Annotated in this window: 14 protein-coding genes; 4 read left to right on the top strand and 10 right to left on the bottom strand. The window is 40.7% G+C overall.

All coding sequences use genetic code 11. From position 1 onward, the window contains the following. The first annotated feature begins 318 nt into the window (after positions 1 to 318). Positions 319 to 2,184 (top strand): M1 family metallopeptidase, encoded by a 1,866-nt coding sequence (locus tag CLW00_RS08155; protein ID WP_106133187.1) that lies wholly within the window; start codon positions 319 to 321, stop codon positions 2,182 to 2,184. A 143-nt stretch (positions 2,185 to 2,327) separates the two neighbouring features. Here CLW00_RS08155 and CLW00_RS08150 read toward each other — a convergent pair whose 3' ends face one another. Next, on the bottom strand, positions 2,328 to 2,504 hold the full coding sequence (locus CLW00_RS08150) for a histone H1 (protein ID WP_106133186.1): 177 nt from the start codon (positions 2,502 to 2,504) through the stop codon (positions 2,328 to 2,330). Between the two features lie 98 nt (positions 2,505 to 2,602). Beyond that, on the bottom strand, positions 2,603 to 3,853 hold the full coding sequence (locus CLW00_RS08145) for an aminotransferase class I/II-fold pyridoxal phosphate-dependent enzyme (protein WP_106133185.1): 1,251 nt from the start codon (positions 3,851 to 3,853) through the stop codon (positions 2,603 to 2,605). Between the two features lie 182 nt (positions 3,854 to 4,035). On the opposite strand from CLW00_RS08145, the gene CLW00_RS08140 reads away from it, so the two are divergent. The 3 genes from CLW00_RS08140 to CLW00_RS08130 are packed head-to-tail and all read left to right on the top strand — an operon-like array spanning position 4,036 to position 7,405. Continuing rightward, positions 4,036 to 5,532, top strand: coding sequence for an acetyl-CoA carboxylase biotin carboxylase subunit (locus tag CLW00_RS08140; protein WP_106133184.1), 1,497 nt, complete (start codon positions 4,036 to 4,038; stop codon positions 5,530 to 5,532). Beyond that, the gene (locus CLW00_RS08135; RefSeq protein ID WP_106133183.1) at positions 5,532 to 6,833 is read left to right on the top strand and encodes a DUF1015 domain-containing protein; all 1,302 of its coding nucleotides are present in this window, start codon (positions 5,532 to 5,534) and stop codon (positions 6,831 to 6,833) included. Before CLW00_RS08140 ends, CLW00_RS08135 begins: the two co-directional genes overlap by 1 nt. Continuing rightward, positions 6,830 to 7,405, top strand: a complete 576-nt coding sequence (locus tag CLW00_RS08130) for a Maf family nucleotide pyrophosphatase (protein WP_106133182.1) — start codon at positions 6,830 to 6,832, stop codon at positions 7,403 to 7,405. The genes CLW00_RS08135 and CLW00_RS08130 overlap by 4 nt, the downstream gene beginning before the upstream one ends. A gap of 192 nt (positions 7,406 to 7,597) precedes the next feature. Here CLW00_RS08130 and CLW00_RS08125 read toward each other — a convergent pair whose 3' ends face one another. The 8 genes from CLW00_RS08125 to CLW00_RS08090 form a co-directional block, all read right to left on the bottom strand. Next, positions 7,598 to 8,272: a porin family protein gene (locus CLW00_RS08125; RefSeq protein WP_106133181.1), complete on the bottom strand. Its 675-nt coding sequence runs from the start codon at positions 8,270 to 8,272 to the stop codon at positions 7,598 to 7,600. 332 nt (positions 8,273 to 8,604) lie between these two features. Beyond that, a complete protein-coding gene (locus CLW00_RS08120; RefSeq protein ID WP_106133180.1) occupies positions 8,605 to 9,717 on the bottom strand; it encodes an AEC family transporter in 1,113 nt (370 codons plus the stop codon). 9 nt (positions 9,718 to 9,726) lie between these two features. After that, a complete protein-coding gene (locus CLW00_RS08115) occupies positions 9,727 to 10,893 on the bottom strand; it encodes a pyridoxal phosphate-dependent aminotransferase (protein WP_106133179.1) in 1,167 nt (388 codons plus the stop codon). A gap of 502 nt (positions 10,894 to 11,395) precedes the next feature. Beyond that, a complete protein-coding gene (locus CLW00_RS08110) occupies positions 11,396 to 14,140 on the bottom strand; it encodes a M14 family metallopeptidase (RefSeq protein ID WP_106133370.1) in 2,745 nt (914 codons plus the stop codon). A gap of 130 nt (positions 14,141 to 14,270) precedes the next feature. Next, positions 14,271 to 17,327: a WD40/YVTN/BNR-like repeat-containing protein gene (locus CLW00_RS08105; RefSeq protein ID WP_211300171.1), complete on the bottom strand. Its 3,057-nt coding sequence runs from the start codon at positions 17,325 to 17,327 to the stop codon at positions 14,271 to 14,273. A gap of 52 nt (positions 17,328 to 17,379) precedes the next feature. Beyond that, on the bottom strand, positions 17,380 to 18,006 hold the full coding sequence (locus CLW00_RS08100; RefSeq protein WP_106133178.1) for a hypothetical protein: 627 nt from the start codon (positions 18,004 to 18,006) through the stop codon (positions 17,380 to 17,382). A gap of 11 nt (positions 18,007 to 18,017) precedes the next feature. Next, positions 18,018 to 19,607 carry a SusD/RagB family nutrient-binding outer membrane lipoprotein gene (locus CLW00_RS08095; protein WP_106133177.1) on the bottom strand — a complete coding sequence of 530 codons (1,590 nt, stop codon included), beginning with the start codon at positions 19,605 to 19,607 and terminating at the stop codon, positions 18,018 to 18,020. 11 nt (positions 19,608 to 19,618) lie between these two features. Further along, complete coding sequence (locus CLW00_RS08090; RefSeq protein WP_106133176.1) at positions 19,619 to 22,852, bottom strand: SusC/RagA family TonB-linked outer membrane protein; 3,234 nt, start codon at positions 22,850 to 22,852, stop codon at positions 19,619 to 19,621. Positions 22,853 to 23,296 lie beyond the last annotated feature (444 nt).

Here is a 23,296-nt window from a genome sequence, read left to right as displayed (position 1 = left end):
TGCAGGCAGGTCGGAATGATGATTGTCCCGCCATGTGACGAGTACGTCATTTCTGTCTACTTCAGGCAGGCAAGCCTGCCTCAAGCAGGCAAGCCTGGTTTCATGTGTTAATCTTTAGGGTTTGATATTATTTCAAATAATTATATAAATACCAATGAAAATATTTTTTTGATTCCAAAGGGAAAATTCGGTTTTGAGTGGTTTGAAGGCTTAAGAATTATCAGGTATTCCCAATTGATTTTCTTTTGAGGCATTTTGATGACAGGTTTGGGCAGCTTATCTTTTTGATTTATTTTACAAGCAAAAAACAAATAACATATGATAAAGAGATTAGGGTTAAGTGTCTTTTTGATTGCTTTGGTAGGGTTTTTTTCTTTTACCAATGCCCAAAAAGACCGCTGGCAGCAAAAAGTAAAATATGAAATGGACGTCACGATGGATGTGGATGCCAATACTTATCAGGGAAAGCAAAAATTACATTATATCAACAATTCTCCTGATACGCTTTTTAGGGCATTCTATCATTTATACTATAATGCCTTTCAGCCAAATAGCATGATGGACGTAAGGTCCAGAACCATAGCAGATCCGGACAGAAGGGTAGGCGATAGGATTCAAAACTTAAGTCCAGAGGAGATTGGCATATTGAAAGTCAATTCGCTCAAGATGGAAGGTCAGGATGCTAAGTTTGTCCATGAAGAGACGATTTTGGAAGTGGATCTACCAAGACCTATTTTACCGGGAGAAACGGTTGTTTTTGATATGGACTTTGAAGGTCAAGTACCTCTACAGGTTAGAAGAGCAGGACGGGACAATGCAGAAGGAATCCGTTATTCTATGTCGCAGTGGTACCCCAAAATGGCTGCCTATGATGTCAGGGGTTGGCATGCCAATCCATATATTGGAAGAGAGTTTTATGGCAATTTTGGTGAATTTGATGTTAAAATCACCATCGACAAAAATTATACTTTAGGGGGCACTGGTTATTTGCAGAATGCCAATGAAATAGGACACGGATACGAGGATGAAGGTGTTACTGTGCCTTCCCCAAATGGAGAAACCCTCACTTGGCATTTTTATGCACCAGATGTGCATGACTTTATGTGGGCCGCAGATCCTAAGTTTACACATGACAAATACCAAATGGACAATGGGCCAATGGTACATTTACTCTATGTGAAAAATGAAAAAACAGAGGAGAATTGGGGTGAACTTATGGATTACACCGTAAATGCCATCAAGTTTATGAGTGATAACTTTGGCAAATATCCATACGATCAGTTTTCTGTAATCCAAGGTGGAGATGGAGGGATGGAATATCCTATGTCAACTTTAGTCACTGGACATAGAAATCTAAGGAGCTTGGTAGGAGTGACAGTGCATGAATTGATTCACAGCTGGTATTATGGTGTTCTTGGATTCAATGAGTCCTCGGAACCATGGCTGGATGAGGGATTTACCACTTGGGGTACCAATGTGGTCATGGATGCTGTTTTTGACAAAAACGAAAACTTTATCCAAGATGGAAACTACAGGTCTTATTTTAGGTTGGCTTCGGCTGGCTACGAAGAACCATTGACTACACATGGTGACCACTACAACCTCAATTCTGCCTATGGTCCAGGTACCTATTCCAAGGGTGCTGTATTTGTTGAGCAATTGACCTATGTCATGGGTAAGCAGAACTTTGACCGTGCCATGTTGAGGCTGTGGGATGAATACAAATTCAAGCATCCTAATGGCAATGACGTGATCCGAGTGATGGAAAAAATAAGTGGATTGGAGTTGGATTGGTATTATGACTATTTCATTGCATCTACAAAAACCATTGACTATGGGGTGAAAAATGTGGAGGCAGCTGGAGCTAATAGCACCAAAATCGCCCTTGAAAGGATAGGTCTGATGCCAATGCCTTTGGATGTGGTAGTCACCTATCAAGATGGAAGTCAGGAGACGATCTATATGCCTTTGGTAATCATGAGAGGCGAGAAGCCTGAAGAGGAAGGAATGCCAAAGAGGGTGAAAACTCAAAAATGGCCTTGGACGAGTTTATCAACAGATGTAACCATTGATAGACCAATATCAGATATCAAATCTGTGGAAATTGATCCAAGCCAAAGATTGGCTGATATCAATAGAGCAAACAACAAGTTTGAAGTCTCTGTCGAGATGGAAAAAAAGTAAACCTATATAAAGTGTTTTAAGAGCCGTTGGAGAGAAATCTTCAACGGCTTTTTAATTGGAATATAGCATGAATTAGACATTCGAGGACATAAAAAAAGGTAATCATTAGATCACCTTTTTTTATGTTTTTAGAAAAACTGAGATTATCCGGCATTTTTCATATCCTGGACTTCTTTTCTAATGTCTTGTGCCATTGTTTTAAGGTCCTGCATACCTTTTCTAACTCTGGTTCCAGCTGCTTGGTTTCCTTTGTCATAGAATTTTTCAAAGTCATCTTCTAGGCCCATTACAAGACCTTTCAATTCGTCAAATCTGCTCATAATAAAAATTACTTTTAAGGTTGATGATAAGTTTAATTTTTCGTTCAATATAGGTAAAATGTTTAAAAAACAACAGTATAACGCCCTTTTTTGACGGTTTATTCCCCGAAAGAGATGGCCAATTCAGTTGTTTTGTAATATCCACTCGTCAATTTTTCTTTGATAGCTTCGAAGGCTGCAATAGTTTCAGCCACATCTTCCAAGGTATGTACGGCAGTTGGAATCAGCCTTAGGATAATCATTCCTTTGGGGATGACTGGATAGATGACCACCGAACAGAAGATGTTATAATTTTCTCTAAGGTCCTTGCTTAAGGTGGCTGCTTCACCCACGGTGCCGTTAAGTACCACAGGCGTGACAGGAGAATTAGATTTACCCGTACTGAAGCCTTTTTCTTTTAGACCGTTTCTCAAAGCATTGACAATCTTCCAAAGGTTATCTTTCAATTCAGGTTTTGTCCTTAGCAATTCCAGTCTTTTCAGAGCTCCTTCTACAAATATCATAGGAAGGGATTTTGCGAAAATCTGGGAACGCATATTGTATTTTAAGAATCGGATCACGTTTGCGTTTCCTGCAATGAATGCACCTATTGAAGCCATTGATTTGGCGAAGGTTGAGAAATACAAGTCTATCTGATCTTGTACGCCTTGTTCTTCACCAGCACCGGCGCCTGTTTTTCCAAGTGTGCCAAAGCCATGTGCATCATCTACTAAAAGTCTAAAAGTATATTTCTCTTTTAGTTTACAGATTTCAGCCAGTTTTCCTTGATCACCTGTCATTCCGAATACTCCTTCAGTAATGACAAGAACTCCACCTCCAGTTTCTTCAGCAAGTTTTGTGGCTCTTTGAAGTTGTTTTTCACAGTTTTCGATGTCATTATGAGGAAAGACGTATCTTTTTCCCAAATGCATTCTAAGTGCATCGATGATACATGCATGGCACTCGCTGTCATACACGACTACATCTTTTCGGTCAAGCAAAGAATCGATGACAGACATGATACCTTGGTACCCGTAGTTAAGTAGGTAAGCGCTATCTTTTCCTACAAATTCAGCAAGTTCACGCTCCAACTGCTCATGAAGATCAGTTTGACCGGACATCATTCTTGCTCCCATGGGGTAGGCAGCTCCCCACTTGGCAGCAGCGTCAGCATCTGCTTTTCTGACTTCAGGGTGATTGGCAAGTCCCAAGTAATTATTCAGACTCCAGGTCAATACTTCCTTACCCTTAAACTTCATTCGAGGGGCAATTTCCCCTTCGAGTTTGGGGAATGCAAAATATCCTTCAGCGAGTTCTGAATGCTTGCCCAATGGGCCTAAGTTTGTTTCTAATTTCGCGAATAAATCCAAGATTATAGATGTTAAGGTTTTACAAGTTTAAAGAGGGTAAACTTCCCTCTTAAACCCGCCAAAACTAACACTTTTATACCATCCTTGCAAAAATCCCTTTCCATTTCAAAAATTCTTTCTATTACTCGTTTTAATTTGTTTACTTCGTGAGTGAAGCTTTTTAGACAAAAATAAACCCTTTTATGAGTAAGATTAAAAAACTATTGGTTGCCAATAGAGGAGAAATTGCCCTTAGAATCATGAAGACGGCCAAGCAAATGGGGATTACCACTGTGGCCGTTTACAGTGAAGCAGATAGAAATTCCCTGCATGTCAAATTTGCTGACGAGGCTGTCCTGTTGGGGCCACCTCCTTCCAATCAGTCCTACCTTCTTTCTGACAAAATCATAGATGCCTGTAAAAAGCTCCAAGTAGATGCCATACATCCCGGATATGGATTTCTTTCTGAAAATGCAGGCTTTGCCAAAAAAGTAAGTGATGCCGGAATCATCTTCGTCGGCCCTTCGCCCGAAGCAATTGAAGTTATGGGAAGCAAACTTGCTGCTAAAAATGCGGTTTCTAAATATGGTATCCCGATGGTTCCAGGTACGGATGAAGCCATCACTGATATTCCAGCTGCCAAAGTGAAAGCCCTTGAAATCGGCTATCCGATTTTGATAAAGGCAAGCGCCGGTGGAGGTGGAAAAGGTATGCGTATTGTAGCCTCAGAGGAGGAGTTTGAAGAACAAATGCAAAGAGCTATTTCAGAAGCTGAATCTGCTTTTGGCGATGGTGCTGTATTTATTGAAAAGTACATTACTTCCCCTAGACATATTGAGATTCAAGTGATTGGAGATCAGCAAGGAAATGTAGTGTACTTGTTTGAAAGGGAGTGTTCTGTACAGAGAAGGCATCAGAAAGTGATAGAAGAAGCGCCTTCAGCTGTGGTGTCTCCCGAAATGCGAAAAGCAATGGGTGAAGCGGCAGTCAAAGTGGCCAAAGCTTGCGATTATTATGGAGCAGGTACGGTAGAGTTTATTGTTGATGAAAAACTCAATTTCTACTTTTTGGAAATGAATACGCGCTTGCAGGTAGAGCACCCTGTCACTGAAATGATTACCGGTAAAGATCTCGTAAAAGAACAAATTCATGTCGCAGAAGGTCATTCACTTCCTTTCAGCCAAGATGACTTGAGCATCAATGGTCATTCAATAGAAGTAAGGGTGTATGCAGAAGATCCAAGGAATAATTTTTTGCCTGATATTGGTAACCTAAAAACTTATATCAGACCTCAGGGGCCTGGTATTAGGGTAGATGATGGATTCGAACAAGGTATGGATATTCCTATTTACTACGATCCAATGATTTCCAAACTGATCGTACATGATGAGAATAGAGAAAAGGCTATTCAGAAAATGGTTTCTGCAATTGACGATTATCAGATTACAGGAATAGAAACCACATTGAGTTTTTGTCGCTTTGTATTGGAGCATGAAGCCTTCATTTCTGGAGATTTTGATACCAAGTTTGTGGAGAAATATTTCAGCCCCGAGAAACTAGACATCAAATGGACTGAGGAAGAAATGGAGTTGCTCGCAGGCTTGGCTGTAGAAATGTATGAGAGAAGCAAAAACCAGTTGATTCCAATTGGAAATGAAAATGGGGGCAAAAGAACAAACTGGAAAAACAGGTTGATCTGATGGCTGAAATTTTACCAATCAAAGCTTGGCGCTATGACAGTGGCTGGGCTAAAAAGATAGACGAACTTATTTCTCCTCTTTTTGATGTTGTTTCCAAAAAACAGAGAGAGGCACTTTACGCTAACCCTTACAACAGTATCCACTTATCTGTTCCTCTAGGCCCTAATCCAGTAGAGAGTGCCAGAGAAACCTTGGCAGGCTGGAAGGAAGAGGGGGTCATTTCACAGGATCAAATCCCGGGCATTTATGTTTATTACCAATATTTCAAATTCCTAGGACAAGAGGAAGAGTCATGTCGAAAAGGATTTATAGCTCAGATCCGTGCTTACGATTGGGATGAAAAAGTAGTGCTCAGGCATGAAAATACCATTGCAAAAGCCGTAAATGACAGAATTGACTTATTAAGAGCGACTCAAATACAAAGTAGCCCCACGCATGGTTTGTATGAAGACCCTTTGCATGAATTGGAGCCTTACATGGATGAAGCCATTGAGGATCCCATATATGATTTGGAAGATTATCAAGGCGTAAGAGAAGTAATGGCTGTAATTCATGATGCAGGAATTATTGCCAAGTTTCTGCATGTGATGAATTCCAAACATGTGATATTGGCAGATGGGCATCATCGATACCAGGGTGCTATTGCTTACAGGAAGGAGATGATGGAAAAAAATCCTCAACATAACGGGGATGAAGGCTACAATTTTCATCTGATGTACTTTACCAATGCCTTAAGCAAAAACTTGCGAATATTGCCGACACACAGATTGTTTTCGGAAAGTCAATTGAACGAAAAAGAGGTTTTAGAGCGTTTGGAGCCATTTTTTATTGTTAAGAAGCTGAATGATGTAGAAGAAATTTCAGAGCTTATTCTCCAGAAAAAGTGGGCCTTCGGATTGATTTTTAAAGAAAATGCTTATAAAATCAGGTTGATCCCTGAAAAAATTGATGATATGGATTTACCCATTCCCAAATTGGTCAAAGAGGTGGATATGATGGTGCTGCATTATTTCTTTATCGATAAAGTGTTGGGGATTCCAATGGACGAGCAACGTTATTCGGATAAAATTGAATACGAAAGAAACCTTATCCGCTGCCTGGGGAAAGTCGAAAATGGCTCAGCCTCTTTTGCAATAATCACAAAAGATGTTGCCATGACCCAAGTGTTGGATGTATGCAAGAGTGGTTTTACAATGCCTCAGAAATCAACCTATTTTTATCCAAAAGCCTTGTCAGGATTGCTTTTTGCCTCAGTAGCTGAGGAAGATTTCGTGTTTCCATATAAGGCGTATCATTTATGATGAATCTTAAAGGGTATAAATTGATCTTGGCGTCTAAGTCTCCAAGAAGAGCTGAATTGCTCAAAGGGTTGGGGTATGAGTTTGAAATCCGAACCAAGGAAGTGGAGGAGAGTTTCCCTACAAATCTCCCTGTATTGGACGTAGCTGCATATCTTTCTCAAAAAAAGGCGCAGGCTTTCCTTGCTGAACTAGGTGAAAATGAGATCATTCTTACTTCCGACACAGTAGTGTTATTGGAAGAGAAAGTTCTGGGTAAGCCATCAGATTTAGTGGAAGCCAAAGAGATGTTGAGAGATTTGTCTGGAAAGACCCATAAGGTTATCTCAGCGATCACTCTCAAATCCAAGGAAAAAGAGGTCACTCAATCCGATATTGTGACTGTGCATTTTAAAAAGCTTACCGACCAAGAAATTGACTACTATGTGCAACAATTTCAACCACTTGATAAAGCTGGTGCCTACGGTATTCAAGAGTGGGTTGGCTATATCGGTGTAACAGGAATAGAAGGGTCATACTTTACAGTGATGGGCTTGCCGGTACATGTGGTGTATGAGCTTTTGAAAGAATGGTGAACATTTTAAGGAGACTATAAATTTCGACTTTAATCAATCAGTGAGATTACTGGTTTTGAAACTAAAAAAAAAATACCATTTCCCAATATTATTTGGGAAATGGTAAGTAATTGTAAAAAAAAATAGTTGGCAATTGAATTTTTTTGAAATCAAGCCAATTGATTGGCTCTTGGAAGAGAATCTTGAGTTAGATTAAAATCCAAACCCTAGATACAATTGCGCGACTGAATTTCTGGAACGGTTGGTGAGATTTGCTGCCAAACCTTCTCTTCCCACCTCTCTAAGACCGTAATTGTACCTGGCTCCGATCGTTACATTCCTAAGGTCAAAACCAATACCTCCCACTAAACCATAGTCGATTTTGTTGAAATCATCATTGTTAAGGTCAATCGTGTTGGTTGTGGTCAGGTCAGAAGTTCTAAGGTTTTTAACGTTTGCAGAAACAAGGTATGATAGGTAAGGTCCTGCATGGATATTGACTGGTCCCAAGTTGACTGAAAAGGCCAAGGGCAGTTGTATATAGTTGAGGTTATACCTGACCTCACCCTCTCTGATTCCCAATAGACTTCCGACTTCAGTTCCACCATAGGCAACTTTAGACCCAGTATTGCTATACAACAATTCTGGTTGAAATGCCATAAAGCTAGAGATTGGGATTTTGGTGAATATTCCAAAATGCAAACCTACTTTGATGTTCTCATCTTCTACTGTGGGTTGATCCACAAAAAACTGAGAAAAATTGAGTCCTCCTTTGATGCCAATTCTTGGGCCAGGATTATCGCTTTGCGCTGTTACTTGTGGAGAGAAGAAAAACAGTAAGGAAGCTATCCCTAAACCTGTTAAAAGACGATTCGTGATTTTTTTCATGGTTTCAAGTAGTTTAGTTTTTCGATTATTTATCACTTGAAGCCTGATGCTCAAAATGATTTATTCAATATTTAATCACAAAATTAGGTAATAGGACTACGTAATGACTTATATAAGTCAAATAGTATTTTGTATTATTTACATATACTAAATCTTTCTTATGATTTAATCTGATCTTGTCAAGTGAAAAAAAATGCAGCTTGGCTGTTTGAAAAAGGTGGATTATTGATAAAACGTGAGGAATGAATTTTAACTAAAAAAGACAGGGTTGATTGCCCTGCCTTTATTAATTTTTAAAGTGATTTGTGGTACTCAATTTTCATTATTTCCCCTTATTCTGAGGTAGCATTGCTGAAAGATAAATCTGATGCCAATACTTTTTTCAATAGCTTGGGCAAAAGAGATGCTACTACCAGAATACTTCCTATCAAAAGGACATTCAAATAATTGGTAAAGTAAGTGCCTGATGAAAACACACCAACTATCAGAAGGGTGCTGAAAGGCATTGAAACGGCTAAAAGGTTGATGCCCAATTCAAGATCAAAGGTTGGAGTTTTCTTTAGTTTGTCTTGTTCCAACTCAAGCTTCCTTACAGCTGACATATGTGCAAAAGGCCAAAAACTTACTGCACTCTGAGGGAATACTACAGCCAATAAAACTGCAGCTTCGGTAGGTAAAGGAAGCAACATGATCAATAGGCCACTCAGGAGAAATGTCACACCCGCCCTGAATACCAACATGGATGTAATCATTTTCAATTGGTCCCATTTTAGGATTACAGCAATTCCTATAAAAAGGAGAACCAACGGAGTCATCATGTCTTTCATCATCAAAATAGACTCACTCATAAATGTGGGCAAACTTTCAATTCTAAGCCCAAAGGACAGTAGAATTACCGCAATTATGATGACTAAATTGATAGGCTCCTTTACCATGGCCAACAATAGCTGCTTTACTTTTTGAACATTCGATTGCTTATTCATCCCATGATGTTTATAAAACATGGACATTGCTACCAAATAGGCAAATATCAAAACAAATAGCTTGTTTCCGATATCCGAAAGTGCAGCCCAAGCAAGTACATCATCTCCTAAGTAAGCCACTACAAATGGGAAACATGTAAGCCCAGGTGCAAGTGATGGTATCAAGAGTATCATCGTCCGCATTGCGGGAGAATCTGTCTCTGCACCAAACCAAGGCATTAAATATTTGGTAGTGACCATCATCAGAAGGTTAAAACCTATCGCGAGAATAGGTAAAATCAGTAAGTCTGGATTGATGTCAATTTTCAGAAGGGCAACAAAAATCATTGCTGGTAAAGCGATGTCCAATATGATTGACTTGATACCTTTTACCTGATCTTCATTGATTATTTTACCCTTCAAAAATATCCCTAACCCAATTAGTACTATTAATGTAAGTGTTTTTTGGAATGCAATACTCATAACCTAATCTTACGCCGAAACGCTTTTTACAGTGTCTATGAAAAGTTTCATTTCCTCCATCGTTCCCATACTCACGCGACAATAAGGTTGATCATTGATGGTAAAAACCCTGATTCCCACACCTCCGGCATACATTCCTTTCATAAATGTCTCACCGTCCATATTCAGTGGAAAAAGTAAAAAACTTGTGTGAGAAGGAATGAGCTCGTAGCCCAAAGCGGTGATTTCTTCTGTGATATAACTCCTGCATTCTGCGTTTCTGCTTTTACAACTTTCCAGAAAGGCTGTCTCTTGCAGACTTGCAATAGCTCCTTTTAAGGAAGTAACACATAGACCCATTGTACTGCGGACTTTACTGGTGATACTCTTGATGCGCTCTGGTTGTGCTACTATATAACCAATACGCAAACCGGCCATTCCATGAAGTTTGCTGAATGTTCTTGCAACAATTACATCATTGCCTTCCGCAATCAAGCCAACCATAGAATGGTCTTCAGGCTTGTCTAAAAATTCAAGATATGCTTCATCTACAAATACTGGCGTTTGCTTTGATACTTTGGAACAAAAAGCTTTAAGCGCGACCGGATCTGTAATTGTTCCGGTTGGATTATTTGGATTGCATATGTAAACCAGCTTTGTATCCTGATCTACGGCTTTTTCCATTGCTTTTAAATCATGCGCATAGTCACTTGTCAAAAGAACAGGTTTCCAGGTTGCTCCTAGAGATTCGGCGGTTTGTATAATGGACATGTAGGCGGGATCGGCAGAGACAATGTTACCTTTACCTTCCATAAAACGTACAAAAGCAGTTTTCTCCAACAAATCTGATGAGCCAGGGCCTAGCATAATATGCTCAGGAGACACTCCTTCTTTTTCGGAAATCATTTTAATCAGAGTTGCTGCGTCACTATGTCCGTACCTGTTCCCTGCACTTATGGAGGAGCTGACAGCTTCAATCACTTTCGGAGATGGTCCATAAGGGTTTTCATTGGCAGACAATCTTGCCATGATGCGGGTTTCATCTATGCTGAAACTTGGGATAACCTCTTTGATTATAGAGGTTCCTGATTTGTGGGAAGTACTGCGAGGAAGTGCTATAGCTGGAGCTACTGCCATGGTTCCAAGTGTCATCAAACTGGATTTCAACCAGTTTCTTCTATTCATTGAGATACTCATATTTTTTTGTTTTATAGGTAATTATTAAGCTAAACCATTAAATAATAGATACACACCAACCACCATACATGCTACATGATAGGTTTTGATTGACTTGGATTTTGGGTTTTGCTAATCTCAGAATAGGAGGTGATTTCAATTTATTACGTCTCCATAATTAAATAGTATTATGGTTTAAATATGATGTTATAAATTGAAATACACATGTTAATTTACAAAGTATAGTTTAAAAATAAACTATATTTTATGAAATAAATGTTTAAAAATTAAAAATTGGTTAAAATTTAAACCTTGTTATTGTTTTTGATAAAAGTGAAAATTAAGGGTTCAAGGATATTTTAATGCTTACAACAGTTCTGAAAAACTGCTTGAAACGTACTTCTTGGATTTGAATTCAGGTGAATACCCAAAAAAAAATAGCAACGGGGTAAAACCCGTTGCTATAGTGAAATTTAAATTTTTGTGTTCGATTATCAGAATTCAAGAAATGATGTTAAAGGCCTTACTCGTACAAGTGGTTAAACAACATCTTGAAGGTTCCGTGTGATTGTGCCCTATAAGTAATTTCGGGACCATACACATAGAGTTTTCCTTTTCCTACAGGAGCTGAAAATGCAGTGATTCCATCTTCTAGGTAGGATTGTCCCCAAGCCCAACCACTTTTTAAAGGTGTTTTGGTATCAAACCAAGACAAGACTTCAAAGCCTTGCAACTTAGATTCAGGCTTTAATTTAAATACAGGGCTATTGTTGAAAAGCACATCAACGTGTTCGTTTAAGCCCCAATTGGCATTTAGTGAAGTGTCCACACGGGAAACCAATACCGAGCCCGGTACATAATACTTTTCACCTGCCAAAGGCTTTTCGCTGCCATCTCTTTGTATTTCTACTAAAGCATTTTTTATTGGGAGATTTAAGTGGTAGGCCAAATTCGAGGCGCTTCCTACAGCAACTACCTTTCCTCCGTTTTCTAAGAAGGATTTTATTTGAGGGATGGATTTTTCGGGACTTATACTTCCAAGCATATGTCTATAGGCCTCCGGAATATCTTTTTCCTCAGGTGCAGGACCACCCCATCTTGGTTCACCTGATGCTCCCAAAGCTGGAATGCCACCACTGATGAATAGAATAGCGTCGTATTTTTGGTTTAAATTTCCTTCATCTATTTCTTTTGCAAAAACAAGTTGGAAGTCAAAGTTATATTGCTCTAAAATCCATCTTACCCAGCCACTCGGCATTGAACCGCCATAGGTGTCAAACAGGGCAATTCTGGAAGGTTTGATTAACTGGGTGTCAGTAGGTATTGATTTTGCCGCTGTAATGGAAAGTCCATATTTTGCCGCCTTTTCTGAAAGTGAAGGAGCTGCACTTGCTGGAATGAAAAAGGAGCCCAGTGGCATGTTTTCAGTGACACTTTGGATTCTTGTGACACTTATTCCTTCTTTCAATAATTCATTGACAAGAGAGAAAGCATCATTTTCCTTGCTGCTTAAGAAGAAACCCACATTGGACTCAGGGGTCTCTACACTCGGAACAGGTTCCAGTTCACCATAGGTCAAAGTCTCGAATGGCCCTGAGAATTCATCTAAAATCCTATCAAACTGTATTCCCATTTGATAAGCCAGTGTCCAACCCGCAGCATCGTAAGGGCGGATAGGAGGGCCTCCAGGATATTGGAAATCGTTGGGATAGTCCTGCGGTTCAAACATGTCTATCAGGTGCGGGCGGAAAGCCTGATCTGATTTGACTATGTAAGATCCCTTAGGGTAATTTTTACCTCCCACTTCAAATGAATCAGTCGCTTTTTCTATACGAATCCCTGTTTTTACCAAGGCATTGATGAATTTCACCATTGCCCCGGGATCTTGCTGATTTTTGGAAATAATAAATCCTCTCGGATCCCGCTTTTCCTTAGCAAGATATACCTCATCATAAAATTCTGCCGGTATTGCGCCGCCTCTTCTTGCAAAAGGACTGTCGGACATTTTGTATTTGTCCTTGTTGTTTTCGTAGGCGGTTTTGATTTCATCGATTTTACCTGGGAAAGGTGTCCAGTAGTCATCACTTCCTCTTTCGATCGAGCCTTTGCCCATACTGTAGATGTTGTACAATAAGTGGTCACTATTACGGGCTGCATAATCCAACACAGCAAAATTCATAGAAACTGAATAATCTATGGATTGTTGGAAGTGCCAAGACTTCTGTGGAGTGACAGGAAAAGGAGTGTTGCTGTTAGGTAAAAGTCGGTCTGGAACAAGTGGTACTTCCTCAGGATTTGGACCACCTATTATTTCAGTCAATATGCCTATGATGTTATGGTAGTGGGTAGTAGTCCTAAGTCCTCCATTGTACCAAGTAGAAAAAGTAGAGCCGTTCATCCTTGTAAAGCCGGGCTTGTTTTCGGCATTTAGCCTGTTGTACATAGCGGCGCCTACAGCATCTATTCCCGTCACCATCATAGGATCGAAGACATAGTTGAAAGGGTCTCTGTATGGAGGTCCGGCCAAAACAGAACCTGCAGGACCTCTTTGGTGGTGGTTGTACATGACCTGGGGAATCCATTCTACAAACAATTGTCTGCCTAGGTTGACGGATTCTTTCATGTTTTGAATGTAGAAATCCCTGTTGTTGTCATGACCAATGTATTTCTGATACAAAACAGGCAAGTTAGACAGGCTTCTGTTTTCAGGGATTGATTCCCTCATGTACCAGTTACCGATCTTTTCATGCCCGTCTGGATTAGCATGGACAAATAAGATGACGACATTTTCCAGGATCCTTTTGGTTTCTATATCATCTCTGCTCAGTATTTCATAAATGGTTTCTGTAAGTTGGTGTATACCCACTGTTTCCGTAGAATGTAGGCCTCCATCTATCCACACCACTGCCTTTCCTTCTTGAGAAAGTCTCCTGGCTTCACCTTCTGTAAGACCCTCTGCCCTTGCCAGTTTCACAGAGATATCTTTGAATTTATCCAAGTTTGCATGGTTTTCAGGAGATGTGACAATCATCATCCATTGATCTCTATCCTCCTCAGTTTTGCCAATAGATACCAGTTTGGCTTTATCTGAGATTTCAGCTACTTTTTTGAAGTAGGCTTCAGTGTCTGTGTAGTTGCTGACATGGTAATCATCTCCCATTCCAAACCCAAAATGCTCCTTGGGTGTAGGGATTTTCTGTGCGAAAGCGTGGCTTACAGCAAATAGAATCAGTGCAAGAAATGTAATCCCTTGAACTGAATTCTTCATTTTTTTTATGTTTTTCATTTAAAGTGATTTGGGATGTTAATTCAGTAGATTTTATAAATATTAAAAGGATTAGACTGAAGGGATGGAAATAGGTATGTTGATTTCCATCCCGTTTTCAATCTAGATACTGTTATTCTTCTATCTCACTTCCAGTTTCAATAGGGAAATTTGAAAGCTCCAAGGCATTCAGTTTAGATACAATTCCTTCCCATGTTGACTTTAGGTGTTGTAACTGTTCGTATGCATGGTTGCCGGGTTTTTGATCAGCGGAACTCATCATTGACCTCAGGTAAGAAAATTGATTTATAAGCATAGGTTGCATGTAAATACCTTCCTGCATTATAAGTTCAGAGGAGATGGCATTCAGCTGATTGACTTTGTCTTTTTCACCTATCTTCTCTAGTTCCATTTTACTTTTCTTGATGCCGGATAAGGCCATTTTTGCAGCATTTTCCAATTCTATTACTTGCTTGAGGAACTCATTTTGAATAGCGATGTCTTCCAAAGATATATTGGCATTTTCTAATCTAGGATCTATTTTTATTTCAAATTTCTCCTCGGTAACAACTCCGTTATGCGTCATTTTCGCGGTGTAAACTCCTGGAGTTACCAATGGGCCTCTTTGAAAACTTCTTTCTGGATCTTCGTCCCATGGTCCGGGCATTCTCATATCCCAATTGAACCTGTTTAGTCCTTTTTCAACTGTCAAGGGGGTTTTTGAGTCTCTGTAATAAAAACCGGTTGACATATCTACATAGTCAGGTTCTTCTTTTCCCAAGACTATATCACTTGAGAAAGACCTTACTGGATTCATGTTTACATCCAAGATTTCCAGGGTTACTGTATTGTCCACTGAATCTTCCAAAAGGTAATCGAATTGTACAGAAGCTACTGGATAGTTGGGTGCTTCCTCAGCACTTGGACGGTACCTGAATCTGTAAGTGTCTTTTGGCTGAAACAGAGATTTTTTGGAGCCTGAACCTAATTCGGCCAATTGATGAAGTGGTGTGATATTATCCATGATCCAAAAAGACCTGCCCATAGTAGATAAAATCAAGTCCCCTCTAAAAACCTTGATATCCGTAATTGGCACAATAGGCAGGTTTTGCTGAAAGGGTTCCCAGCTTTCGCCATCATTCAATGAAACATAAAGGCCATATTCGGTTCCTGCAAACAAAACCCCTTCTTTGTCCGGATCTTCCCTGACTACACGGGTAGGATTGTCACTTGGAATACCATTGTTGCCATCAGTGAGTAGGGACCAAGTATCGCCATAGTCATTTGTCATGTAAATGTAAGGCTTCCAATCTCCCAGCTGATACCTGAGAATAGCAGCGTAGGCCTTTCCTTTTTTATGGTAGGAAGGACTGATGCAATCTACTCTTCCACCCGCTGGAAGGTTTGCAGGTGATACGTTGGTCCATGATTTTCCACCATCCTTGGTGACATGTATAGGCCCATCATTGGCACCAATCCAGATCACACCTTCTTCCAGGGGGGATTCATTGATTTCATAAATGGCACTATAGTATTCTTCACCTGTGACATCCCTGGTGATTGGTCCACCTGAGATCACTTGCTTGTCAGGTTCAAATGCTGTTAAATCGGGAGAAATAATTTCCCAAGTGAGTCCATCATTGCTTGTTTTGTGCAGGTATTGTGACCCATGGTAGACTACATTGGAATTATGCGGAGACACGAATATTGGTGCAACTCTTTGAAATCTAAAGTTGAGATCTTTTGGATTGTGGCCATAAATATTGCTTGCTCCGACATAGAATTGCATTTCTTGACCAGTCAGCTTATTGTACACTCCGAATCGCCCTTTACAGTTAGAGTAGACGATGTTTGGGTTGCCTGGCTTAGGTACAGCCGGGCCTGTTTCACAACCTCCGATGTCCAGCCAGTATGCCGCAGGGCCTCCGGGGCTTGGGAATGGAGGAAGGCTTGGCAAAGCAATAGTAGTGTTGTCTTGCTGACCGGCATACAACCAATAAGGATACTGGTCATCCACTTCAACTTGGTATAATTCAGCTGTGGCTTGATTGTGCTGGGTAGACCAACTTTTTCCGCCATTTGTTGTGACATTGACGCCACCATCGTTGGCTTGAATAAACAATGACGTGTCTTTGGCACTCATCCACATATCATGGTTGTCGCCATGAGGTGTGCGCATGGTTTTCCAGGTTTTACCTCCATCTTTTGATTTGAAGAAATTGGTTGCCATTGAAAACACTACGTCTGCATCCAAAGGATTGGCTTTGATATTGGTATAGTAAAATGGCCGATCCAAAAGGCCTTTTTGGTTGCTAACTAAGGAAAAACTGTTTCCGTAATCGTCTGACCTGTAAAACCCGGCATCATCACCTGTAGCTTCGATCAATGCATAGAGGCGCTTTGGATCCGCCGCTGATACAGCTAGGTCAATTTTTCCAATAAGTCCCTTGGGCAAGCCTTGATCTATTTTCGACCAAGTATCTCCACCGTCTTCAGATTTATAAATTCCTCCCTGACCATCAGCGCCGCTTATGACAGTCCAAGGTTTTCGTTCGGTTCTCCAAAGGGCTGCATAGACAATCATCGGATTGTCCGGGGCAAATTCCAAGTCTACAGCACCTATGCTGTCTGAATGAAATAATACCTGTTCCCAGCTTTCACCTCCGTTTTTGGTGCGATAAACACCCCTTTCCGGATTGGTCTGAAAGGGTTGTCCAATAGCTGCGACGAAAGCAACATCTGGGTTGTCAGGGTGTATTTCCACTGCACCGATCAAGCCGGTTTTTTCCAATCCAATGAAATCCCATGATTTACCACCGTTGACACTTTTGTATACCCCTTTTCCTGCAATGACGTTGGACCTGATGCCATCTGACCCTGTGCCCACGTAAATGATCTCTGGATTCTTTTGGTATACACTTATAGCGCCGATTGAGGGCGATTCAAAGTAGCCATCCGAAAGGTTTTCATAGGTGATTCCGTAGTCTGATGTTTTCCAAACACCACCACCTGTACTTCCCATTAGAAAAGTACCGGGCGAATTTTCTACTCCCGATACTGCTGTTACCCTTCCTCCTCTGGTGGGACCTACATTTCTAAATTTTAAGGCTTTTATGGATTCTTCAAAGCTCAAGGAATTTTCCTGTGCATAGCCAAAAAAGCAAATTACAGTAGAAAATATAAGCGCCATTGATAAGCCACGCCGGTATGATTTTTTATTTCGAATCATCTTTAGGTTATTTTTACAGTGGAATGTTTTTAAATCTTGCGCCAACTCTGCAGTCACATAATTCACCCCTGGTTTCATCACAGGATTTGGGATCAAATAGGACAATTCTTTGTCCGTCCTCCATGGTGACTACAAACTTGAACAAAAAGTAATCATTTGTCCTGACAGTAGAAAGGTCAATACCTGTGATTTCAGCCAAATCTTCTGGAGTGAAGCTGTACTTTTTCGGAAAAGTAGTAACCCTATCAAAGAAGATATCATTGGGCATAATCCTACTTGGTAAAGGAAATTGTGGTTGAGTAGGAAATACTCCGGCTAAAGAGAGTACAATAGGGTACACGGGAGCTGTGTTTTCGGATCGGTAAAAGTTGACATACACTTCAATATCCAAAGGCTTGGCCCTGCCCTCAGCGTCGTAATAGTCCAGTTCCCATTCAAACTCCTGCCCAGTAGCAAAATCAGGGTCAGCAAGGTTGAAAAAAGATACTTTTGCAGTTTGCTCTGTCGGTAAGGCAGATTTTGCAACGTTTAAAGTCACCTTGGGAGTTGCAGTGAATACAAAGTTTTCCCAATCATAATCGACTGTTTTGCAAGAAAACAGGATCATCGCAATCGCATATATAAGAAGGTGTTTTTTCATGGTTTTGATAGTTATTTCTTCCAAAATACTGGAGTGATTTGTTGGTTTCTTTGTAACTCTTCCCTGATTTGAACTACTTTTTCATTGGTATTGAGTTCGTTTTCAGAATAGAAGAATCGCTCAGGGAATACATCAAGTGGTGCAAGAAGGTCTTCAAGTTGTGGGAGGCCTGTTCTTCTGTAGTCATTGTAGGATTCCACGCCATTACCGTACATAGCGATCCATTTTTGCATCATTACCAATTCTAATTGACCGGCCGGATCTGTATTTAAAAACTGCATCACCAAATTGTCTGTAAAAGCTTCAATGACATCTGAGGTCAATGGAAATGCAGGCGAAACCCTGTTGATTTCTTGCATTTGTGCCATTACTGCTTCTTTCAAAAGCATACTGGCATCTTCTCCTGTACCCAAAGTAAGAGCCGCTTCAGCCCTATAAAACTTTACCATGGAGTGTGTCAGTAGTGGCTGTATTCCTGCGCCGGTTCCATCCCCTTGAGCAAACAAGACCACTTTGAAGGAGTTGGCTGTGGTGCCAAAAACTGCTCCTTCATTTGTCAAAAACATATTGGAGGCAGGTAAAGAAGGGATCTGACCATTGTCATATACTCCCCCACTTGGATACACTCCTACAATAGCCCGTGTATTGTTGTCTGCAGGAGAGGAAGTGCCATCACCTGGATAGCGACCATAATATCCCTCACCTACAGTAGAATTGGCAAGTCCAGCCCTTTCATTTAACCTGAAAATATAGTAGCGAAGCCGTGGGTCATCCTGAGCCATCAACCTGTCCACTACCACCATGCTGACGTAGCCATCTCTACCTGGCGCATAGCCAGTAGCATACCAAGGATGCCTTGAGTTAGGGGCAGTATTTGTTCCAAAAAGAAAGGTAAAGTCGTCCTCATTGCTATCAATCAAATTGCCGCTTTGGACCAAAGAAGCTATTTCTTGCGCAGATCTGGTAGGGTTAGTTTTTCTTGCTTGTAGGTGAAGCTTCAGTTTCAGGCTGTTTGCCATTTTCTGCCATTTCACTTTGGATCCTTGGTAAAAAAGATCGGCAGATGAAGAGACAGAAAAGCCAGTTTCCATGTCAAGCAATGCCTCATCGAGTAATGAAAGCAACTCCTCGTAGATCACAGACCCTTCATCAAAAGCCGGGTTAGGGGAGGAGCCTGCTTCAAAATATGGAACGTCTCCCCAGATATCCACCATCATACCAAAAAGGAATGCCTTTTGGATTTTTGCAATGGCTACATAGCCCCAAGCTTGTTGTGTTGTGCCTGAAGTGATTATGGTGTTCAGATCCGGTAAAGCACTGGTGTAATACCCAAACCATGTGTTTTGGAAGGTACTACCTGTCTGATCATACCTGTTTAAGCTACCGGATCCCCTGTGCTGTACTACAGCTGAGGCACCTCTATTGATTGCATCAAAACTACCAACCATGGAAAGTTGGGTAGCAGGCAATAAAAGGTTCAATTGTGGTACTGTCGGGTTGTTTGGATCTGCATTGATATCGACAAATTCTTCACAGGAAAAATTCAGCAACATGACTAACCCCAGCAGTATGTATTGGATTTTATATTTTATGATTTTCATAATAAAGTCTTTTAGAAGTTTACACTCAGGTTAAAACCATATCTTTTGGTAGCTGGAACCCCTAACTGGTCATACCCCATGTTATTTGCCCCTTGGGTACTTAATTCCGGATCATAATTCATGAACTGAGGAGCATTAGGTGCCAAGTACCACAGGTTTCTGCCACTGACGGAAAGGAAAGCACTTCCGAAAGGAGTCCTTGCTAAAAAGCTTTTGGGTATGGCATAGCCTAGGGAAATTTCTCTCAACCTAAATACAGTGCCGTCAAACACATTGGCTTCAGCGATGCCTCCAGGACCAAATCCTCCGGCAAAAAAGTAATCATTGTATCCTATTGCAGTGTTGTTTGGGATGGTGTTACCATTTTCGTCAAATAGGGGAGTTCTGGTAGATGGATTTCCCAAAACACCCTGAAACACTCTATGTGCTATCCTGTCTTCAGAGTCTTTTATGATTCCCCTTGCATAAATTTCCCCGATGGTGGTCGAAAGGATATCGCCGCCTTGCTTCCAATCAAATAATACATCGAGTGTAATCCCTCTCCAAGACCATCTGTTGTTCAGACCTGCCATAAAATCAGGGTTTGGGTCTCCAATAGGCTGGTCAACAGCAGCGGCCAAAGGCTTTGCTGTATTTGGATTGACCAAGATCCTCCCTGCATCATCTCTGGCAAAGGCAGTCCCAAGAATTTGCCCATACGGTTGACCGGCTATATGTACATTCCCGCCATAGGAAAGTTGTGCAAAGCTTCCTATATCCAAGACAAGGTTTCTATTTCTCGTGAAATTGGCGTTGATGCTCCAGTTTAGTCCTCTGTCTGAAATAAATGGATTTGCGGTGAACCCAATTTCTATACCTCTGTTTCTCGTTTCACCCAAGTTGATGATCCTGGATAAAAAACCTGAAGATGGTGCGGCGTTTACCACAAACACCTGAGAGCTGCTCAGCTTGTTGTAGTAAGTGAAATCCACAATAAACAGGTTTTGGAACATTCGAAGTTCTGTACCCAATTCAAACTCAGTAATAAATTCAGGTTGCAGGGTAGCATTCGTAAGCAATGTGGACAAGGTCTGTGTACTTACATTGGAGTTGTTGGCATTTGAAAAAGGAGAGCCTAAACCACCAAAATTTGAATTGGCGTTGAATACATTGATGGTTTGATAAGGATTTGCTTCATTTCCCACTTTGGTGTAGCCCATTCTAATGACCCCAAAATTGAGCGAAGAGTTTTGGAGGTTAAAGGCTTCTGTGAATATGAATGATCCGTTGACTCCTCCATACAAGTAGCTTCTATTTTCGGCAGGTAGTGTGGAGGACACATCATTTCTTCCTACAAAGTTAAGTGAAGCATAATTTTTATAGTCAAATGTCAAATCCCCAAAAAAGGCATAGTATCGTTGTTGAATAAAGGCTTGGTTGCCGGGGATATCAGCCAGGGTAATCGTGGTAGTATTTCGAATGTCATCAATTCCCCTTACAATGATACCGTCACCGGAAAATGCCGACCTATTGGTAGTTCTCTGGTTGATATTGTTACCAATGATTGCTCTCAACTTCAAATCAGGATTGAGCTGGAAATTCATGGTTGCGATCAAGTTGTTGTCAAGTTCCTGACGGGAAATATTGTCAGTATTGATGGTTCCGTCAGCATATACACTGGAGCCTTTGCCCAAGACGCTGATTCTACGGTCTGTATACCCATTAAATCCGAACGTATTTTGGATATTCAGCCAAGGTGTGATGTTTGTTCCTACAACAAAACTTCCAAAATACCTGTCTACTGTGCTGCTTGATAAACTGTTTTTGGCTGACCAATACGGGTTGTCCAAAGCACCCCTGTAATAAATGCTTGCACCTGTTTCAGGGTGTTCGAATGGAAGGTTGGTAAGGTCATAACTGCTCGGCATATAGAGTAAGGCGTTCATGATTGAACCCGAACCTCCCATAGGGGGAGCTTGCTGATCTGTCCGAACGTAGTTTAATGTTCCTCTGATGTATAATCCATTTTCAAGGTTTGCATTGCCGCCTAGGTTGAAGGATGTTCTGCTGACCTCATTATTGGGTACCACACCTTTGTTGCTGGCATTGCTAAAACCTACCACAAGCCCAGCCTTTTCAGTGCCGGCATTGATTGACAGCCCATTCTCAAGTAAGTATCCGGTTTGGAAGAAGTTTCTTTGGTTAGGACCCGAATAGTTTTGATAAGGAACTTCAATAGGTGTAATACCATCGGCTTCAAAGAACTGCGGGAAAGCACTGGAGTTAACCATATTTGCCAGAGGGTGCGGTATGGTAGCTCGTGATGAATATGGGCTTCCATAGGAACCAAAGACACCTGGTCTATAATCTCCACTAGTACCTTGACCAAATCTTGTCTGGTATTCCGGGAGTCCTGAAATCTCTTCAAAAGAGTAAGAGGTGTTGTAAGTAACTTCCATCCCTTTTCTTCCTTTGGAGCCGGATTTGGTGGTGATGATGATTGCGCCATTTGCTGCTCTTGATCCATAGAGGGCGGCAGCGGCGGCACCTTTAAGTACCGTGAGGCTCTCAATATTATTAGGATCAATGTCAAAAGCCCTGCTCGGAGTAGACTGACTTGATTGGGTTTGTCTGGTACCTGTTTGTTCAAAGGTGGAATTGTCAAAGGGAACGCCATCTACCACAAATAAAGGCTGGTTATTATTGCCCAATGATGAATTCCCCCGGATGGTAATATTGGTGGCTCCACCGGCCACACCACCACTACTTTGAATATTGACACCGGCTATTTTACCTGTTAAGGCCCTGACGGCGTCAGATTCATTTCTTTGTGTCATTTGATCAGATTTGACGGTAGAAACGCTATACCCTAAAGTATTGGAATTTCGTTCGATCCCTGCTGCTGTAATGACTACTTCGGACAGCTGAAAGTCCTCAACAAGTGTTATAGTGACTTCTGACTGATTCGCTACATTTACCTCTGATTTTTGATAACCGATGTAAGAAATCACCAGGACATTCTCAGATGATTCCATTTCGATGTTAAAGATCCCATCAAGATCAGTGATGGTTCCTCTTGATGTCCCTTTGACAAGGATGTTGGCTCCCGGTATTTCCATTCCGGTTTCGTCGTAAACAGTACCTTTGACTGTTCTTTGTTGAGCATAAAGCTCATTTTGAAAGCCTATCAGCAAAAATGCTAAAATAAGCAGGTGGATCCTCCACAGGTTTTTGGGAGGATTTTTTCCGGTAAGATTTACCTTCATAGTTTTTTGGTTAGTGGTTAGAAATAGGTTTCGCATTTGATTACAGTTGCCTGAATCAACATGGATTGGAATGAAGGTTATTTGTGGGAGGGATGTTAAGGACTTCAGATGCACTTTGATATTGGTTCAAAGTGGATGTGTTTTCTCAACTGTTTCCTATAAAAGTATATACTTTCAAAAATATTCGATATACCATTTAAATAAAATATGGTCTATTTTATAACCAATTTTTAAATTAAACATGTTTGAAATTAAAAAATTGGTATAAATTTTAACTGATAATTATTGATATGACATTAAAAATTTGAATAATGGTAATAATTTAAACTAGTGACTTTGTCTTTAGATGGTTTTGATAATACATTCTGTTTGGGCTATGATGAGGATCAATTCAAAGAGTACTTGTTTTGAAATTCTGTTTTATTCCGATCTACTCTGCCTTTT

This window comes from Mongoliibacter ruber (assembly GCF_003003005.1).
GTDB lineage: Bacteria > Bacteroidota > Bacteroidia > Cytophagales > Cyclobacteriaceae > Mongoliibacter > Mongoliibacter ruber.
The sequence above is the reverse complement of the archived record's forward strand: the minus strand, read 5'-3'. Positions and strand labels throughout refer to the sequence as shown.

Bases quoted from the DNA above. Each gene is read 5' to 3' on its own strand.
- CLW00_RS08150 (WP_106133186.1), bottom strand. From the start codon at position 2,504: ATGAGCAGATTTGACGAATTGAAAGGTCTTGTAATGGGCCTAGAAGAT.
- CLW00_RS08095 (WP_106133177.1), bottom strand. From the start codon at position 19,607: ATGAAAATCATAAAATATAAAATCCAATACATACTGCTGGGGTTAGTC.
- CLW00_RS08140 (WP_106133184.1), top strand. From the start codon at position 4,036: ATGAGTAAGATTAAAAAACTATTGGTTGCCAATAGAGGAGAAATTGCC.
- CLW00_RS08105 (WP_211300171.1), bottom strand. From the start codon at position 17,327: ATGGCGCTTATATTTTCTACTGTAATTTGCTTTTTTGGCTATGCACAG.
- CLW00_RS08130 (WP_106133182.1), top strand. From the start codon at position 6,830: ATGATGAATCTTAAAGGGTATAAATTGATCTTGGCGTCTAAGTCTCCA.
- CLW00_RS08155 (WP_106133187.1), top strand. From the start codon at position 319: ATGATAAAGAGATTAGGGTTAAGTGTCTTTTTGATTGCTTTGGTAGGG.
- CLW00_RS08120 (WP_106133180.1), bottom strand. From the start codon at position 9,717: ATGAGTATTGCATTCCAAAAAACACTTACATTAATAGTACTAATTGGG.
- CLW00_RS08100 (WP_106133178.1), bottom strand. From the start codon at position 18,006: ATGAAAAAACACCTTCTTATATATGCGATTGCGATGATCCTGTTTTCT.
- CLW00_RS08110 (WP_106133370.1), bottom strand. From the start codon at position 14,140: ATGAAGAATTCAGTTCAAGGGATTACATTTCTTGCACTGATTCTATTT.
- CLW00_RS08125 (WP_106133181.1), bottom strand. From the start codon at position 8,272: ATGAAAAAAATCACGAATCGTCTTTTAACAGGTTTAGGGATAGCTTCC.
- CLW00_RS08090 (WP_106133176.1), bottom strand. From the start codon at position 22,852: ATGAAGGTAAATCTTACCGGAAAAAATCCTCCCAAAAACCTGTGGAGG.
- CLW00_RS08115 (WP_106133179.1), bottom strand. From the start codon at position 10,893: ATGAGTATCTCAATGAATAGAAGAAACTGGTTGAAATCCAGTTTGATG.
- CLW00_RS08135 (WP_106133183.1), top strand. From the start codon at position 5,532: ATGGCTGAAATTTTACCAATCAAAGCTTGGCGCTATGACAGTGGCTGG.